This is a genomic window from Mesorhizobium sp. M0491, from assembly GCF_040321265.1.
Taxonomy (GTDB): Bacteria; Pseudomonadota; Alphaproteobacteria; order Rhizobiales; family Rhizobiaceae; genus Mesorhizobium.
On the sequence record NZ_JAMYRE010000001.1, the window covers coordinates 310263 to 326497 of the forward strand.

General features: G+C 64.0%; 13 protein-coding genes. 9 read left to right on the forward strand and 4 right to left on the reverse strand.

Annotated elements, in window-relative coordinates:
* Positions 1-5 precede the first annotated feature (5 nt).
* Genes NKI69_RS01415 through NKI69_RS01425 form a run of 3 tightly spaced genes read right to left on the reverse strand, consistent with a single transcriptional unit; the run spans position 6 to position 5313 of the window.
* Positions 6-3101, reverse strand: a complete 3096-nt coding sequence (locus tag NKI69_RS01415) for an efflux RND transporter permease subunit (RefSeq protein ID WP_352719683.1) — start codon at positions 3099-3101, stop codon at positions 6-8.
* The gene (locus tag NKI69_RS01420) at positions 3098-4177 is read right to left on the reverse strand and encodes an efflux RND transporter periplasmic adaptor subunit (RefSeq protein ID WP_352719685.1); all 1080 of its coding nucleotides are present in this window, start codon (positions 4175-4177) and stop codon (positions 3098-3100) included. Before NKI69_RS01420 ends, NKI69_RS01415 begins: the two co-directional genes overlap by 4 nt.
* The gene (locus tag NKI69_RS01425) at positions 4174-5313 is read right to left on the reverse strand and encodes an efflux RND transporter periplasmic adaptor subunit (protein WP_023811425.1); all 1140 of its coding nucleotides are present in this window, start codon (positions 5311-5313) and stop codon (positions 4174-4176) included. The genes NKI69_RS01420 and NKI69_RS01425 overlap by 4 nt, the downstream gene beginning before the upstream one ends.
* A 243-nt stretch (positions 5314-5556) precedes the next feature.
* Between NKI69_RS01425 and NKI69_RS01430 the strand changes: the two genes are divergently transcribed.
* The gene (locus tag NKI69_RS01430; RefSeq protein ID WP_352610760.1) at positions 5557-6834 is read left to right on the forward strand and encodes a 4-aminobutyrate--2-oxoglutarate transaminase; all 1278 of its coding nucleotides are present in this window, start codon (positions 5557-5559) and stop codon (positions 6832-6834) included.
* 115 nt (positions 6835-6949) lie between these two features.
* Here NKI69_RS01430 and NKI69_RS01435 read toward each other — a convergent pair whose 3' ends face one another.
* Positions 6950-8203, reverse strand: a complete 1254-nt coding sequence (locus tag NKI69_RS01435; protein WP_352610759.1) for an NAD(P)/FAD-dependent oxidoreductase — start codon at positions 8201-8203, stop codon at positions 6950-6952.
* A gap of 433 nt (positions 8204-8636) precedes the next feature.
* Between NKI69_RS01435 and NKI69_RS01440 the strand changes: the two genes are divergently transcribed.
* From NKI69_RS01440 to rimI, 8 genes are all read left to right on the forward strand, one after another.
* The gene (locus NKI69_RS01440) at positions 8637-9926 is read left to right on the forward strand and encodes an imelysin family protein (protein WP_352719688.1); all 1290 of its coding nucleotides are present in this window, start codon (positions 8637-8639) and stop codon (positions 9924-9926) included.
* A gap of 114 nt (positions 9927-10040) precedes the next feature.
* Positions 10041-10352, forward strand: a complete 312-nt coding sequence (locus NKI69_RS01445; protein ID WP_023811421.1) for a (2Fe-2S)-binding protein — start codon at positions 10041-10043, stop codon at positions 10350-10352.
* Complete coding sequence (gene bfr, locus NKI69_RS01450) at positions 10318-10803, forward strand: bacterioferritin (RefSeq protein WP_013527914.1); 486 nt, start codon at positions 10318-10320, stop codon at positions 10801-10803. Before NKI69_RS01445 ends, bfr begins: the two co-directional genes overlap by 35 nt.
* 12 nt (positions 10804-10815) lie before the next feature.
* Positions 10816-12417, forward strand: coding sequence for a di-heme oxidoreductase family protein (locus NKI69_RS01455; protein WP_023811420.1), 1602 nt, complete (start codon positions 10816-10818; stop codon positions 12415-12417).
* Entirely contained in the window at positions 12417-13496 is a 1080-nt protein-coding gene (locus tag NKI69_RS01460; protein WP_352719690.1) for an imelysin family protein, read from the forward strand. The genes NKI69_RS01455 and NKI69_RS01460 overlap by 1 nt, the downstream gene beginning before the upstream one ends.
* Positions 13497-13848: 352 nt before the next feature.
* Positions 13849-14955, forward strand: coding sequence for a DUF1513 domain-containing protein (locus tag NKI69_RS01465; RefSeq protein ID WP_352719692.1), 1107 nt, complete (start codon positions 13849-13851; stop codon positions 14953-14955).
* 95 nt (positions 14956-15050) lie between these two features.
* On the forward strand, positions 15051-15728 hold the full coding sequence (gene tsaB, locus NKI69_RS01470) for a tRNA (adenosine(37)-N6)-threonylcarbamoyltransferase complex dimerization subunit type 1 TsaB (protein WP_352719694.1): 678 nt from the start codon (positions 15051-15053) through the stop codon (positions 15726-15728).
* Positions 15729-16223, forward strand: a complete 495-nt coding sequence (gene rimI, locus NKI69_RS01475) for a ribosomal protein S18-alanine N-acetyltransferase (RefSeq protein ID WP_024503455.1) — start codon at positions 15729-15731, stop codon at positions 16221-16223.
* Positions 16224-16235: the final 12 nt, after the last annotated feature.

Below are 16235 nucleotides of genomic sequence, written 5' to 3' on the forward strand. Positions count from 1 at the left end.
AAGCCTTAAGTCTGAGCTTGCACCGGTTCGCCGCTCTCCACGGGTAGCTCTTCCTGGGCTTTCGGCTCCTTGATCCTGAACCACGTCACATAAAGCGCTGGCAGGAACAGCAGCGTGATCGCCGTGCCGGCGATGATGCCGCCCATCATGGCATAGGCCATCGGGCCCCAGAACACTTCGCGCGCGATCGGGATCAGGGCGAGACTTGCGGCCGCCGCCGTCAGCGCGATTGGCCGCATGCGGTGTTCCGTCGCCTCGATGACGGCCGCCCAGCGGTCCTTGCCTTCCCGGACGAGATCCTCGATCTGCACGATCAGGATGACCGAGTTGCGGATCAGGATGCCGATCAGCGCCAGCACGCCGAGGATGGCGACGAAGCCGAGCGGCGCGCCGCTCGGCACCAGGGCCGCCACAACGCCGATCAGGCCGAGCGGCGCCACCGCCACCACCAGGAACAGGCGCTGGAAACTCTGCAATTGCACCATCAGGATCGTCGCCATGACGAACAGCATCAACGGCACGACGGCGGCGATCGGTCCTTGGCTTTTGGCACTCTCCTCGACCGAGCCGGCGGTGGCGATCGAATAGCCCGGCGGTAGCTTGGCGGTGAAGGCATCGACCGACGGCTTCAATTCGTTGACGACGGTGGCCGGCAGCACGTCGCCGACCAGTCCGGCGCGCACGGTGATGGTCGGGATGCGGTCGCGTCGCCACACCGTTGGCTGCTCCAGATCGTAGCGGAAGTTGGCGACGGCCGCGAGCGGGATCGCCTCGCCGGTACTGGTCGGCAGCTGCATGTTCTGCAACGTTTCGATCGAGCCGCGTTCGGACCCACGCGAGCGCGCCACGACATTGATCAGGTAGGTGGCGTCACGCACCTGCGTGATGGTAGCGCCGCCGACGGTGCTGTTGAGCGCGCTGGCGATGTCGGAAGAGGTGATGCCAAGCTGGCGTGCCTTGTCCTGCAGCACGTCGACCCTCAGCACGCGTTGCGGCTCGTTCCAGTCGAAGGTAGGCGCGGCAAGCTTTGGATTGGCGGAGATGACACCGGCGAATTGCTGCGCCAGTTCGCGCACCGTCTGGATGTCGGGACCGCCGATGCGATACTGCACCGGGCGGCCGACCGGGGGCCCGAGTTCGAGCGGCTTGACGAAGGCGTCGGTGCCGACGAACTCCTCGCGCAGCAGTTTTTCAAGCGCCGGCTTGACCCGGTTGCGGGCCGCGATGCTCTTGGTGACGATGACGGTCTGGCCGAAATAGGGGTTGGCCGGCTGCACGTCATAGGCGAGCACGAAACGCACCGCGCCCTGGCCGATATAGGACGAAAAATGGTCGATGTCGGGATTGCCGACCAGCGCCCGCTGCTCGAACCGCTCCATCTGGTCGCGCGTATCGGCGATCGAGGCATTCTGCGGCAGGTTCCAGTCGACGATCAGCTCCGGCCGGTCCGATGGCGGAAAGAACTGCTGCTGCACCAGCCCGAAGCCGGCGATCGAGCCGGCAAACAAAAGCACGGTGACGATGATGGTCAGCCAGTGATGGCGCACCGAGCCGACAAGCACGCGCCGGAAAAGCGAGGTGAAGCGGCCGGGCTGGTCGTGATGCTTGGTTTTCATCGTCGCCGGCAGGATGGTGACGCCGAGCAGTGGCGCAAACAGCACCGCCACGACCCATGACACCAGCAGCGAAACGGCGATGACCACGAACAGGGTGAAGGTATATTCGCCGGCGGCGCTGTTGTTGAGGCCGATCGGGATGAAGCCGGCGACCGTCACCAGCGTACCGGTCAGCATCGGAAAGGCGGTCGATGTGTAGACATAAGTCGCCGCCTTGCGCAGATTGTCGCCGACCTCCAGCCGCGCCACCATCATCTCGACCGCGATCATCGCGTCGTCGACCAGAAGCCCGAGCGCGATGATCAGCGCACCCAGGGAAATTCGCTGCAGCGAAATGCCGAGATAGGCCATGACCGTGAAGGTGATGGCCAGCACCAGCGGGATCGACAGCGCCACGACGAAGCCGGCGCGCATGCCGAGGCTGATGAACGACACCGCGAGCACGATGGCGACCGCCTCGAACAGCGCGCGCGTAAAGCCCGAGACGGCCTCCTCGACAATGACCGGCTGGTCGGCCACCAGATGCACGCCGACACCGACCGGCAGGTCGGCCAGCACCTTGTCCATCTCCTTGTGCAGCGCCTCGCCGAATTCGAGCAGGTTGGCGTTGGGTTTCATGCCGATGGCGAGCCCGATCGCGTCCTGGCCGTTGAAGCGGAATAGCGCCGTAGGCGGATCGACATAGCCGCGCGTGATCGTCGCCACGTCGCTGAGGCGGAAGAAGCGGTCATTGACGCGCAGATTGATGGCGCGCAGGCTGTCCTCGGAGGTGAACTGCCCGCCGACACGCACGCTGATGCGCTCCGGCCCGGACTGAATGAGGCCGGACGGCGTAATCGCGTTCTGCGCCTGCAGGCTCGCCACGATCGCTTGCTGGTTGAGGCCGAGGGCGGCGATCTGGCGGGTCGAGAATTCGAGATAGATCGCCTCGTCCTGGGCGCCGACCAGGTCGACCTTGCCGGCGTTGGGCACGGTCAGGATTTTTGTTCTGGTGTCCTCGACATAGTCGCGCAACTGGCGCGGCGTCAGCCCGTCCGATGTGAAGGCGTAGATGTTGCCATAGACGTCGCCGAAGCGGTCGTTGAAGAACGGTCCCTGCACCCCCTGCGGAAACTGCGCCCCGATGTCGTTGACCATGTTGCGCACCTGAATCCAGTTCGGCACGACATCGCGTGCCTTGGTGGTGTCCTTCAGGTTGACGAAGATGACGGTCTGGCCGGCCGTGGTGACGGACTTGGTGTAGTCGAGGCTGTCGAGTTCCTCGAGTTTCTTCTCGATACGGTCGGTCACCTGCTGCACGGTTTCCTTGACCGAGGCGCCCGGCCAGTTGGCCTGGATGATCATCGTCTTGATGGTGAAGTTGGGGTCTTCTTCACGGCCGAGATTGAGGTAGGAGAACACGCCAGCCACGACGAAGACCAGCATAAAATACCAGACCATGGAGCGGTGGTTGAGCGCCCAGTCGGAGAGATTGAAGCCTTTCATGAGGCGCCTCCCTCGAGCACTTTCACCTTCTGGCCTTCGCTCAGGCTGTGGACGCCCGCCGTGACGACACGCATGCCCGCGTCAAGCCCTTCGGCCACGGTGAAGATAACGCCATTCTTCGACGCGATCTTGATGTCGCGTGCGTTCACGCTGGATGTCTGCGGGTCGACGATCCACACTTTCGCGGAACCGTTCTTTTCGAACAGCGCCGACATCGGCAGTTCGATCGTCGGTGCCACCTTGGTCACGCGGGTCGCCGTTACCGTCGAGCCGAGCCGGAAGGCCTGTGGCGGATCCGTGAGCGTCAGCTTGACGCGCCGCGTGCGGGTCGAGCCCTCGGATTGCGGTGCGATCTCGCGCAGCTTGGCCCCGGTCTGGATCGTCGGCAGCGACTGCAGGATCACCTGGAAGGGCGTGCCGGCCTCAAGATCACCGGTCAATTGATCGGGAATGTCGACCACCGCCTCGCGCAGGTCCGAACGCGCCACGGTGACGACGGTCTGGCCGGGCGAGACCGTCTGGCCAACTTCGGCGCCGACCGCGGTGACGACACCGTCGAAATCAGAGAACAGCCTGGCATAGCCGAGCTGCTCCTGCGATTTGGCAAGCGAAGCCTTGGCCCGCTCGACACCTGCCTCCGCAGCTTTGCGCGCCTGCTGCGCGGCATCAAAGACAGCTTGCGTGGCGTTGGCCGAGGCGAGCAACTGGCGCTGCCGTTCCTCGCTGGCGGCGGCGTTGGCGAGCTGCGCCTCGGCATTGGACAGTTCCGCCTTGGCCGCCTGGAGGCCCAACTCCAGCGCGGTCGGATCGAGTGCCGCTATCGTCGTGCCCTTGCTGACGATGTCGCCGACCTGGACGTCGCGCGAGACGACCCGGCCAAGCAGGCGGAAGGCCAGGTCGGCGCTGACCTGCGGTTCGACGGATCCGGCAAAACCGAAGATTTGCGTGGTGCGCGGCTCGATCACCATCGACAGCACCGGTCGGATGATCTCTGGCGGCTTTTCCTCCGACTTGGAGCAGGATGCCAGCGCGCCGAGCATGAGCACGCCGAGCAGGATGCGTGGCGTTCGGCTCATTGGCCCGCTCCCGATATTTCGATCGTCTGTCCAGGGCTGAGCAGCTGTCCTCCAGCGGTGACGACGCTCTGGCCCGCGTCCAGCCCCTTGGCGATCACGACCGTGCCCGAATTGAACGCCAGCACTTCGACCGGCGCCATCGTCACCGCCTTGGTCGAGGGATCGACGATCCAGACCGCCGGCTTGCCGCCGCTGGACGTCAGCGCCTGCCAAGGCAGCAGGATCGCCTTCGCCGGTTTGGCGCTTACCGAGCCGATGACGGCTGCCCCCAGCGGCATGCCGGCGGGCGTGTCGGGAATGGCGACTTTGACCCGGATCGAGCCCGAAGCCGGGTCGACCGCAGGCGAGATTTCGCGGACCTTGCCCGTCGCCCTGACCTGCGGATCGGACAACAGCGTGATCGTCACCGCAGGCGATGCCGGTGTCTTGGCGATCAGCGTCTCCTGCACGTTGAATACCGCGTCGCGGTCCCCGTCCTCGGCGACGGTGAAGACGGTTTGCGCGGCTTGCACCACTTGGCCGGTTTCGACTTGGCGGGCGGTAATCACGCCGGCGGCACCGGCCTTGAGTTCGGTGAAGGACAGGTTTTGCTGGGCGTTGGAGAAAGCGCTCTGCGCGGCATCGACGCTGCCTTGTGCCATCTTCAGGGCCTGGTCCGCGGCGTCATAATCGCGCCTGGTGGTGAAACCCTGGGCGAGCAGCGTCTTCTGCCGTTCGAAGGCGGCGGCGGACTGGGTCAATTGCGCCTGTGCCGCGTCGAGATCGGCCTGCGCCGAGCGCAAATCGGATTCCTGCTCCTGCGGATCGATCCGGGCAAGCACCGTGCCTTGATCGACATGCTGGCCGACATCGACAAACCGTTCGGCGACGCGACCGCCGACCCGGAACGACAGATTGTTCAGCGTACGCGCCGCGATCACCCCGGTCAGCGAGGTCCTTGGCGCATAGTCGGCCATCGCCACCGTTTCGGTGCGCACCATGATCTGCAGTTTCTTGTCCACCGCTTCCTGCTTCTGGCAGCCGACCAAAAGCAGCGCAGCCGTGCAGGCGAAAAGCGCCGGGGCGGCTGGAAAAGACAAAAGACCGGGAGCTTGGACCGACGGCTGCGAGACGGGCGAAGTCACGTTCCTGCTCATGGGCTCCCCCGGCCGCGGCGGCTCGCTGGTCGCGATGCCTCGTGGACATCCAGAGGATAGTCGATCCCCGGGAAAAGGAAACCGGTCTCGTACGTGTATCGCCTGACTGGTTAAGCGCCGGGATCTGCCCACCGCAGGCCCAATCGCCTGCCGGTGGTGCCGACTTGAGGAAAACGTGAAATAAGGTCAGAAGATGTCTCAACGGCATCAAACAGGACGGGCGCCGGCCCGGTGAGGGATACGATGAAGAATTCAGCCATTTCCGAACGCAAGAACCAATCGATTTCCCGCGGTGTCGGCATGACCACGCAGATCTATGCCGACCGGGCTGAAAATTCGGAAATCTGGGATGTCGAGGGGCGTCGCTATATCGATTTCTCGTCGGGCATCGCCGTCGTCAACACCGGGCATCGCCATCCCAGGGTGATCGAAGCGGTCAAGGCACAACTCGACCGCTTCACCCACACCTGCCACCAGGTGGTGCCCTATGAGAGCTATGTGCGCCTGGCCGAACGGCTGAACGGCATGCTGCCCGGCAAGTTCGAGAAGAAGACGATCTTCGTCACCACCGGGGCGGAGGCGGTAGAGAACGCCATCAAGATCGCCCGCAATGCCACCGGCCGTCAGGCGGTCATCGCCTTCGCCGGCGGTTTCCATGGCCGCACCTTCATGGGCATGGCACTGACCGGCAAGGTCGTGCCCTACAAGGTCGGCTTCGGCGCCATGCCGGGCGATGTCTATCATGCGCCGTTCCCGGTGCCGCTGCACGGTGTCTCGGTCGCCGACTCGCTGGCGGCGCTCGACCGGCTGTTCAAGGCCGATGTCGATCCGGCCCGCGTCGCCGCCATCATCATCGAGCCGGTTCAGGGCGAGGGCGGCTTCTACGAGGCGCCGCGTGACTTCCTGGTTGCGCTGCGCAAGCTTTGCGACCAGCACGGCATGCTGCTGATTGCCGACGAAGTGCAGACCGGCTTTGCCCGCACCGGCAAGATGTTTGCGATGGATCACCATGAGGTGGCGGCTGACATCACCACCATGGCCAAGAGCCTGGCCGGCGGTTTTCCGCTGGCGGCGGTCACCGGCCGCGCCGAAATCATGGATGCGCCCGGCCCCGGCGGGCTAGGCGGCACCTATGGCGGCAGCCCGATCGGCGTTGCCGCCGCGCACGCCGTGCTGGACGTGATCGAGGACGAAAACCTGTGCGACCGCGCCAACACGCTGGGCGCAAGGCTGAAGCAGCGGTTGCAGTCGATCCGCGACGACGTGCCCGAGATCGTCGACATCAGAGGCCTCGGCTTCATGAACGCGGTCGAGTTCAACGACGTCAAGAAGGGCCTGCCGTCGGCCGAGATCGCCAATGCGATCCGGTTGAAGGCGCTCGACAAGGGCCTGATCCTGCTGACCTGCGGTGTCTACGGCAACGTCATCCGCTTCCTGGCGCCGATCACCATCCAGGACGAAGTCATGAACGAAGCACTCGACATCCTGGAAAGCTCGATCCGCGAAGTCTGCGCCGCCTGAACTTCTACCTCCCCCTTGTGGGGAGGTCGGACCGAAGGTCCGGGTGGGGCGCCTCGCGCAGACCCCACCCCGCTGCTTCACAGCGACCCTCCCCACAAGGGAGGGTAAGCGGGGGCTAGCCCGCAGCCCTGGCAGGCTCATCCTGCTGAAACGCGGCCAGCGCCGCCTTCAAACCGTCAGGTCCCTCAGCAACCGTTTCCGGCGTCGGCGAAAAGCCGGCGCCGAGCATCTTGCGGCCAAGCATGTGGTCGCCGGGGCGGTTGACCGATTCGATGCCGAGCAGCCGGTCGCCGGCATAGTGGTAGATCGAGAATTTGTTTTCGGGCAGGTCGCCCAGCACGACATGGCTGTCGCCGCCGGCGGTCAGGCCGACCATCTGCAATTTCATGTCGCCGATGTCCGACCAGAACCATGGCACCGCCGAATAGGCGTCGGTGTGGCCTGATATCGTGCGCGCGGCAAGCCGCGCCTGATCGGTGGCGTTCTGCACCGATTCCAGCCGCACGTCGCCGCCGGTGAACCAGTGACGGTAGGAGGCAGCATCGCCAATGGCAAGAATCTCCGGCATCGACGTGCGCATCTGATGATCGACGCGGATGCCGTTGGCGATGCCGAGGCCTGCAGACTGCGCCAGTTCGACATTCGGCATGGCACCAATGCCGACGATGACCATGCGCGCCGGCAGCCTTTCGCCTGACGAGGTGATGGCGGCCGTGACATGACCGTTTTCGCCATCGAGCCTGGCGATCGAGGTGCCGGTGAGAATGCGCACGCCTGTCGCTTCCAGCCGTTGCCGGACGTGGCTCGCCACCACCGGCGCCACGGCGCGGCCGAGTAGCCGGTCCACGGCCTCCACCACTGTCACCGTGCGGCCGGTGGCCCGCAGTGTGGCTGCTATCTCCAGCCCGATGAAACCGCCGCCGAGGATGACGATTTCGTCGCTTTGCGCGCTGAGGTCGCGGATCAGCCGCGCATCGGCCAGCGAGCGCAGCGACAGCACGCCGGACAGGTCCGAGCCGGGCAACGGCAGGGTGCGCGGGCGCGAGCCGGTCGCCAGGATCAGGTGATCAAAAGCAAGCGCGCCACCGCCTGATATCTCCAGGCTGCGGCGCTCGGCATCGATGCGATCGATCCTGACGCCAGGCCGGTAATCGATGGCGCTGCCGGTGTAAAAGGCCTCGCCGCGCAAGGGTTGCGGCTTGGCCTCGGCATCCTTGATGAAAGTCTTCGACAGCGGCGGCTTGTGATAGGGAAGTTCGTCCTCATCCCCGACGAGGATCACCGGCCCGTCATAGCCGTCTTCGCGCAGACTGGCGGCCGCTTGCACGCCCGCATGACCCGCGCCGACAATGACCACACCGTTCTTCATCGCATTCCAATCCCGCTTCTATCCTAGGATGTCTCGCCAAGTGGCAATTGTCTGGTGCCGCCGCAAGAGAGCTTTTGCGGGTCGCACCCGGAATGGCAGCTGTCAATCGTACAGTTCAACGGCAAGACCGGTGCAGAAAGACGCATAAGTTGACAGTCGTAGTTTAGAATAATTCTAAACTGTTGTTTCAATTGACTTTTCCTACGGATTGTCATTGACATCCGACGATGTCGCAGCTTTATGGAAGCTCGCGCGTCAGCGCATCCCTTTAATGTCTGGGCCTTGAACCCTTTCGATTGGAGGCATTTTGGTGTCTTTCTTCCGCGAACCGCGCGCTAGCGCGGCATCTCTTGCGCCCAATGGCCCGCAGATGGCCTGGCGCCGGTTGCTGTGCGCGCCGTTTACAGAATTTCCGAGAAACTGGAGAGTGATTATGACAGCACGATATGGCAGCAGGCTTGCGGCGATCGGCGCCACTGCCCTGCTGACGGCGGCGGTATTCGTGTTGCCGGCAAAGGCGGAAACCGATGCAAAGGCCGTCATCAAGACCTATTCCGACATCGCGCTCGCCAAATATGAGGATTCGCTGACCACCGCGCAGGCGCTCGACAAGGCGGTCGACGCGCTGCTCGCCACGCCATCGGCGGAAACCCTCAACGCTGCCCGTGACGCCTGGAAGGCATCGCGCGTTCCCTACCAGCAGACCGAGGTCTACCGCTTCGGTAGCAAGATCGTCGACGACTGGGAAGGCAAGGTGAATTCCTGGCCGCTGGATGAAGGTTTGATCGACTACGTCGCCAAGAGCTACGGCACCGAATCGGACGCGAATGCGCTCTACACGGCCAATGTGATCGCCAACAAGGAGATCGAGATCAACGGCAAGAAGGTCGATGCATCGAAGCTTTCGCCGGAATTCCTCTCCGGCACGCTGCAGGGAGCCGGCGGCATCGAGGCCAATGTCGCCACCGGCTACCACGCCATCGAATTCCTGCTCTGGGGCCAGGACCTGCATGGCACCGGGCCGGGTGCCGGCGAGCGCCCCTATACCGACTACGACCTCCAGAACTGCACCGGCGGCAATTGCGATCGCCGCGCCGAGTATCTGAAATCGGCCAGCGACCTTCTGGTTTCGGATATTCAGGAGATGGTCGGCAACTGGAAGGAAGACGGCGCCGCCCGCAAGGCTCTCGTCGATGGCGAGCCGAACACGGCGATCTCGACCATCTTCACCGGCATGGGCTCGCTGTCCTACGGCGAACTGGCCGGCGAGCGCATGAAGCTCGGCCTGCTGCTGCATGATCCGGAAGAGGAGCACGATTGCTTCTCCGACAACACGTACAATTCGCATCTCTACGACGCCATCGGCATTCGCGCGGCCTATCATGCGAGCTACACGCGTCTCGACGGCACCGTCGTTTCGGGTCCCTCGGTGGCCGATATGGTGAAGGCGGCCGATCCGGCGATCGACAAGGAACTGTCTGACAAGCTCGATGTTTCGGTCGCCAAGATGGAGGCGATCAAGGCGCGTGCACTGGCCGGCGAGGCCTATGACCAGCAGATCGCCGAGGGCAACATTGAGGGCAACGCCACCGTGCAGGCGGCGATCGATGCGCTGATCGATCAGACCAAGTCGATTGAGCGCGCCGTCGGCTCCTTGAAGCTCAGCACCATCGCCTTCGAAGGGTCCGATAGCCTCGACGCGCCGGACAAGGTGTTCAAGTAAGGGTCGAAAGACAGGTGACTGATCCGGGAGCCGGAAAACCGGCTCTGGAACGGCCTCCGCTAGAAAATCAAGCCACACGGCGCGGGAGACGCCGTCAGCCAGCCGAGCAAGCCAATGCTGATTTGTCATTGCAATATCATCACCGAGAAGGAGATCGAGCAGACGATCGTCGGGCTGCTGGACCAGGATCCCTGGCAGCTGATCGTGCCGGCGAAGATCTATCATGCCATGCAAAAGCGCGGTCGCTGTTGCGGCTGCTTCCCAAATGTGGTGGAAACGATCATTCGGGTCACCGAAAATTACCACGCCCGCTCGGAGGCGAGCGGCGTGGATGTCGTTTCACACCTGGATCGCGTCAGAGGCCTGCGCGTCCAATACGGGAGCAGAATTCATGAAAGGCGATCCGCAGATCATCGAGCGGCTTAACGAGGCCCTTTTTCTGGAACTTGGGGCTGTCAATCAGTACTGGGTGCATTTCCGCCTGCTCGAGGACTGGGGATACGCCAAGCTGGCAAAGAAGGAGCGGGCGGAATCGATCGAGGAGATGCACCATGCCGACAAGCTCGTCGCCCGCATCATCTTCCTCGAAGGCCATCCGAACCTGCAGTCCGTGGCGCCGCTGCGCATCGGGCAGAACGTCAAGGAAGTGCTCGAATCCGACCTTGCCGGCGAATATGACGCACGTACCGCCTACAAGCGCTCGCGCGAAATCTGCAACGACGCCGGCGACTACGTGACGATGAAGCTGTTCGAGGAATTGCTGGCCGATGAGGAGGGTCACATCGACTTTCTCGAGACGCAGCTCGACCTGCTTGCCTCGATCGGCGAGGAGAAATACGGCCAGCTCAACGCCGCATCGGCGGACGAGGCGGAGTAAGGGCATGCGGGAATGCGGCGCCTGCTAGAATTCGTGCGCCGCTCGCGGCGGGCCGACGGCTCGCCGCTCCCTGAGAAGACGCCGGCCGGATTGGCGCGTCGGCGCTGTGTCGTGCTCGTGTTTGCGCTTGCCTCTTCGGCGATGGCCGGTGATCTTCAGCCGGCCGGGCTCGCCACCACGCGCACCGACCTCAATGCGAAGGATCAGGCGCGCGTCATCGCCGTCACCAGGCCGACCATGGATTTTTCCAGGCCAGAGCAGTTCGAACTGATGCAAGGTGGCGCCGGCACGTCCCGAAAGGACGTCAGCCGCGATTCCTTCTCGCAATCCTCGGCCAACATCACCTTCGAGGAAGAGGGCGACTTCAAGCTCGGCAATGCCCTTTTCCGCAAGAACTGGGTGTCGTCGCCATCCTCGACGCAGGCTTCGGACGGGCTCGGCCCGCTGTTCAACGAACGTGCCTGCCAGAACTGCCATCTGAAGGATGGCCGCGGCCGCCCGCCGCAAGGCGACGCCGGCACGACCTCGATGTTCCTGCGGCTGGCACGGGAGGCCAGCAACGCGGAAGAGAGGGCAGCGATTGCCGAACACAAGGTGCTCAACTTCCCCGACCCGGTCTACGGCACGCAATTGCAGGAGCTCGCCGTACCCGGTCTGCGCGGCGAAGGTGGGATGCATGTCGACTACCAGGAACGTAAGGCGGAGCTGACGGACGGCACCGTGATTTCCTTGCGCAAACCGAGCTATTCGGTCGTCGACCCTGCCTATGGACCACTCGACCCGCGCACCACGCTGTCGCCGCGACTGACGCCGCCAATGATCGGCCTGGGCCTGATCGAACAGATCGCGCCGGCTGATATTCTCGCCCACGCCGATCCGGACGACAGGGACGGCGACGGCATTTCCGGCAGGCCGAACATCGTGCGCGATAGCTTGAGCGGGGAACTGACGCTCGGCCGCTTCGGCTGGAAGGCGCAGACCGCGTCGATCCGCCAGCAGGCAGCGGATGCCTTTGCCGGCGACATCGGCATCTCGACGCCCGAAGAGCCGAAGCATTGGGGCGATTGCACTGCTGCGGAGGCAAAATGCATCGCCATGCCGAACGGCGTGCAGCAGCGTCTTGGCCCGGTCGAGGCGCCGCCGCCGGTGATGGATCTCGTCACCTTCTATTCGCAGAACCTGGCCGTGCCGGCGCGCCGCGACCTCGACACGCCGCAGGTGCTCATTGGCAAGAAAATCTTCTACGAGATCGGCTGCATCGCCTGCCATACGCCGAAATTCGTCACCCGTCGCGGCACGGCCCACAAGGCGCAGGCCTTCCAACTGATCTGGCCCTATTCCGACTTCCTGCTGCACGACATGGGGCCTGATCTGGCCGACGGCCAGGCCGTGGGAGATGCGACGGGCAATGAATGGCGCACGCCGCCGCTGTGGGGCATCGGCCTGACCGAGACGGTCAACGGCAATTCCTTCTTCCTGCATGACGGGCGCGCGCGCAGCTTGACCGAGGCGATCCTGTGGCATGGCGGCGAGGCGCAGAAAGCGCGCGACCGCTTTGCCGCAGCCAATGCGGCCGACCGCAATGCGCTGCTCAAATTCCTGGAGGCACTGTGATGTTCAAGCGCTCTGCATTGTTTCTCGTTCTTCCGCTGGCTCTGCTGGGCGTCGTCCCGGCGTCGGCGGCGGTCAAAGCCTCCGACATCATCCAGCGGGCGATCGATGGCTTTGTCCGCCCGGCCTATGCCGGCCTGCATCAGCATGCGGAAGCCTTGACGAAAGCGATGCACAAGCTCTGCGAAGCGCCCTCGCAAGGAGAACTCGATGCCGCACGCGCCGAATTCTCCGCCACCGTCTATGCCTGGTCGTCAGCCGAAATCATCGCCTTCGGACCGATCAAGGAGAACAACCGGCTGGAACGCATGCTGTTCTGGCCGGATCGCAAGAGCATCGGCCTGAAACAGGTACAGGCGGCGCTGTCCGACAAGGATCCGACCGCGACCGATCCGGCACAACTGGCTGGCAAGAGCGTTGCCATGCAGGGGCTGGGCGCGCTCGAATTCGTTCTTTACGGCGACGGCGCCGATGCACTTGCCGGCAAGGATGATCCCTACCGCTGCGCTTATGGCACTGCTGTTGCCGGCAACATCGAAACCATGGCCGGCGAGGTCAGCGCCGCCTGGAACAAGCCGGACGGATTTGCCGCGCTTTGGGCCAATCCGGGGACGCAGAACCCGCTCTACCGCGACGGCAACGAAGCGGTGACGGAACTGGTCGGCGTCTTCATCAACGAACTGGAAATGGTCCGCGACGTGCGCCTGAAAGGGTTTTTCGGCGGCAAGCCGGATGCGGACAAGCCGAAACAGGCAATCTACTGGCGCTCGCAAAACACCACCGCGTCACTGGCCGGCAATCTCTCCGGCATCGATACGCTGTTCCAGGCCTCGAAACTTGGCGACGCTCTGCCGGCCGATGCACGCTGGATGGCCGAATCGATCCATATCCAGCTGGTCAACGGTGTCGCCACCGCCAAGGCGGTCAGCGGTCCAATCGACAAGGCGCTTGCCGATCCGGCGCTGCGTAACAAGCTCGATCATTTCGCGCTGATCACCTCCAGCCTGTCGGCCTTGATCGGCACCAGGCTGACCGCTGAATTCGGCCTGACCGCAGGCTTCTCCTCGCTGGATGGGGACTGAGCATGACCTTGAGATTGGCCGATACGCCCATAGCTTCGTCATCCTGGGGCGAAGCAAGGAGCGAAGCGACGCAGCGTAGACCCCGGGATCCATGCCGCGACTTCAAAGCGCTGCCGCGGTCCAGAATTTTGCTCCGTTGCACCCGACGGTCAAGGTCACAGCATGGATCCTCGGGTCTCCGCGACGGAGCTTCGCTCCTGCTCCGCCCGTGGATGACGAAGTTCCGGAGGCTTCGGCCAACTTCCAATGTCTGCGATGGATTATTCCAAGAATCGGTAGGTGCCAAGCGTCAGCTCCGATCCGTAATAATCACCGTGTCCTGGAGCGAGCCAGTGCAGGGGAGGATAGTCTCTTGAAAACCTCCCTCATCGATCGCCGCGATTTCCTGAGGGCTGCGGGTATCGGCTTTGCCGCGGCAATGGCGCCGTCGGCCTGGGCAACGACGCTTGCGGCCGACGCCGTCTTCGCCACCGCTTTCGTCAAACGCGACGGCAGCTTTGGCGCTGCCGTCCTGTCCGAGGCCGGCAAGGTCCTGCATGCGATCGACCTGCCCGATCGCGGCCACGATGTCACCTTCGATCCCATATCGAAACGCTCGGTGGTCTTCGCGCGTCAGCCCGGCACCTTCGCCGTGGTTTTCGATCACTCGGGCCGTGACGCGCCGCTGACCATCGCCAGCATCGCCGGCCGGCATTTCTTCGGCCATGGCGTGTTCTCGCCCGACGGGGCGCTGCTTTATGCCACCGAAAACGACTTCGAGAATGCTGCCGGCGTCGTCGGCGTCTACGACGCGCGGGCGAAATTCAGCCGCATCAGTGAGTTCCCGACCTATGGCATGGGTCCGCACGAGCTTCTGCTCCTGGGCGATGGCAGGACGATTGCGGTTGCAAATGGCGGCATCGAGACTCATCCGGACTACGGCCGCGCCGAGCTCAACATCGCCACCATGAAGCCGTCCTATGTGCTGATAGACCGCGTCACCGGCTATGTCATCGAGAAACACGAATTGCCGGCCGCACTGCATCAGCTGTCGATCCGCCACATGGACACCGATCCGGCCGGAACCGTCTGGTTCGGCTGCCAGTACCGGGGACCGGGCAGCGATCGTCCATTGCTGGTCGGTCGCGCCGCGCGCGGCAAGGATCTGCAGTTGCTCGACATGCCGCAGGACGTTTTGTCCGGCTTCCGCAACTACATAGGCTCGGTCGCGGCCAATCGGGCTGCCGGAACCGTCGCCGTTTCCTCGCCGGAAGGCAACTCGCTTGTCGTGATCGATGCGGCCAGCGGCCGGGTCGTTGCGAACAGCGCGTTGGTCGAGGTCTGCGGCGTGGCCCCCGATGGAACCGGCTTCATGGCCACCACCGGCGCCGGCGAGATCGTCGAGGGCAGCGGCGCGACACGCTCCGAACCGGACTATGTCTGGGACAACCACATGCTGCGCATCGAACAGGCCGCATAGTCTACCAGCGAAGCCGTTTAACGAATTATGCACTATCCCCTTGCGGTGGCGGGCCGTGGCGGGCACAGGGAATTGTTTTTCGAACCGGTTGCCTCATGAAATTGCTTGCCATCGACTGTGCCGCCAACCTTTGCGCCGCTTGCGTCTATGATGCTGTGGCGAAGCGGGAGCTTGGCCGCTCGGTGCTCGATCTCGGCAAGGGCCATGCCGAGCACCTGATGGCGGTCACAGCCGAAGCGCTGGAGGCAAGCGCAACCGACTATGCCGGTCTTGGCGCCATCGCAGTCTCCGTCGGCCCAGGTTCCTTCACCGGTCTGCGGGTCGGCGTCTCGACCGCGCGTGGCCTGGCGCTGGCGCTGAAGATACCGGCGATCGGGGTGACGACCCTGGAGGCGCTGGCCGCCGAAGCAGCAGCCGCATTTCCCGGTCGCGCCGTGCTGGCGGCGCTCGATGCCGGCCGTGAAGAGATCCACGCGGCCTTTTACGATGAAATGTCAGCCTTGGCTTACGGTCCGGCCGCGGCCACGCTGGCTGACGTGGTGGCCATGGCGAAGGAAACGTCTCCGGTGCTTGCCGGCACCGCGGCAGCGCTCATCAGCGCATCGGCCGGGCGCGAATTCGATGTCGGCCCTCGGACAGCCACCGCCGACATTGTCACCTACGCCCGCCTGGCTGCCGCCAAGGGCGCAGGCGAACGGCCGAAACCACTCTATATGCGCGGCGCCGACGCCAAGCCGCAGGCTGGCTTTATTCTATCAAGGCAAGAAAGATAAATGCGCATACCTTTTCTCCAACCACGCCGCAGGGACTACGCGCTCGAGCCGCTGAGGATCGCCGACAGTCCGGCGGTCTCGCTGCTGCATCGCGAGGACTTTGTCCGCCCCTGGACCGATGGCGAATTCGCCGCCCTGCTCGAACAGGACACCGTATTCGGCTATGCCGCGCGCGAAACCGGACAGGGCTCCAAGCCGCCCGTCGGCTTCGTACTGGCGAGGCTTGCGGCAGGCGAGGGCGAGATCCTGACCGTCGCGGTGGCGCGATCGCATCGTCGCCAGGGGTTGGGCTGGCAATTGATGGACGCGGTGTTGCGCGAACTGCACGCGCAGCGCGCCGAAGCGCTGTTCCTCGAGGTCGACGAGACCAATGTCGCGGCGATCGCGCTTTATCGTCGGCTGGGCTTCCGTGAGGTCGGCAAGCGGCCGAATTACTACAGATCGGCCGAACACGGACCGACCGGCGCGCTTGTCATGCGCCGCGATCTTCGCTAGCGAGACGGCCGG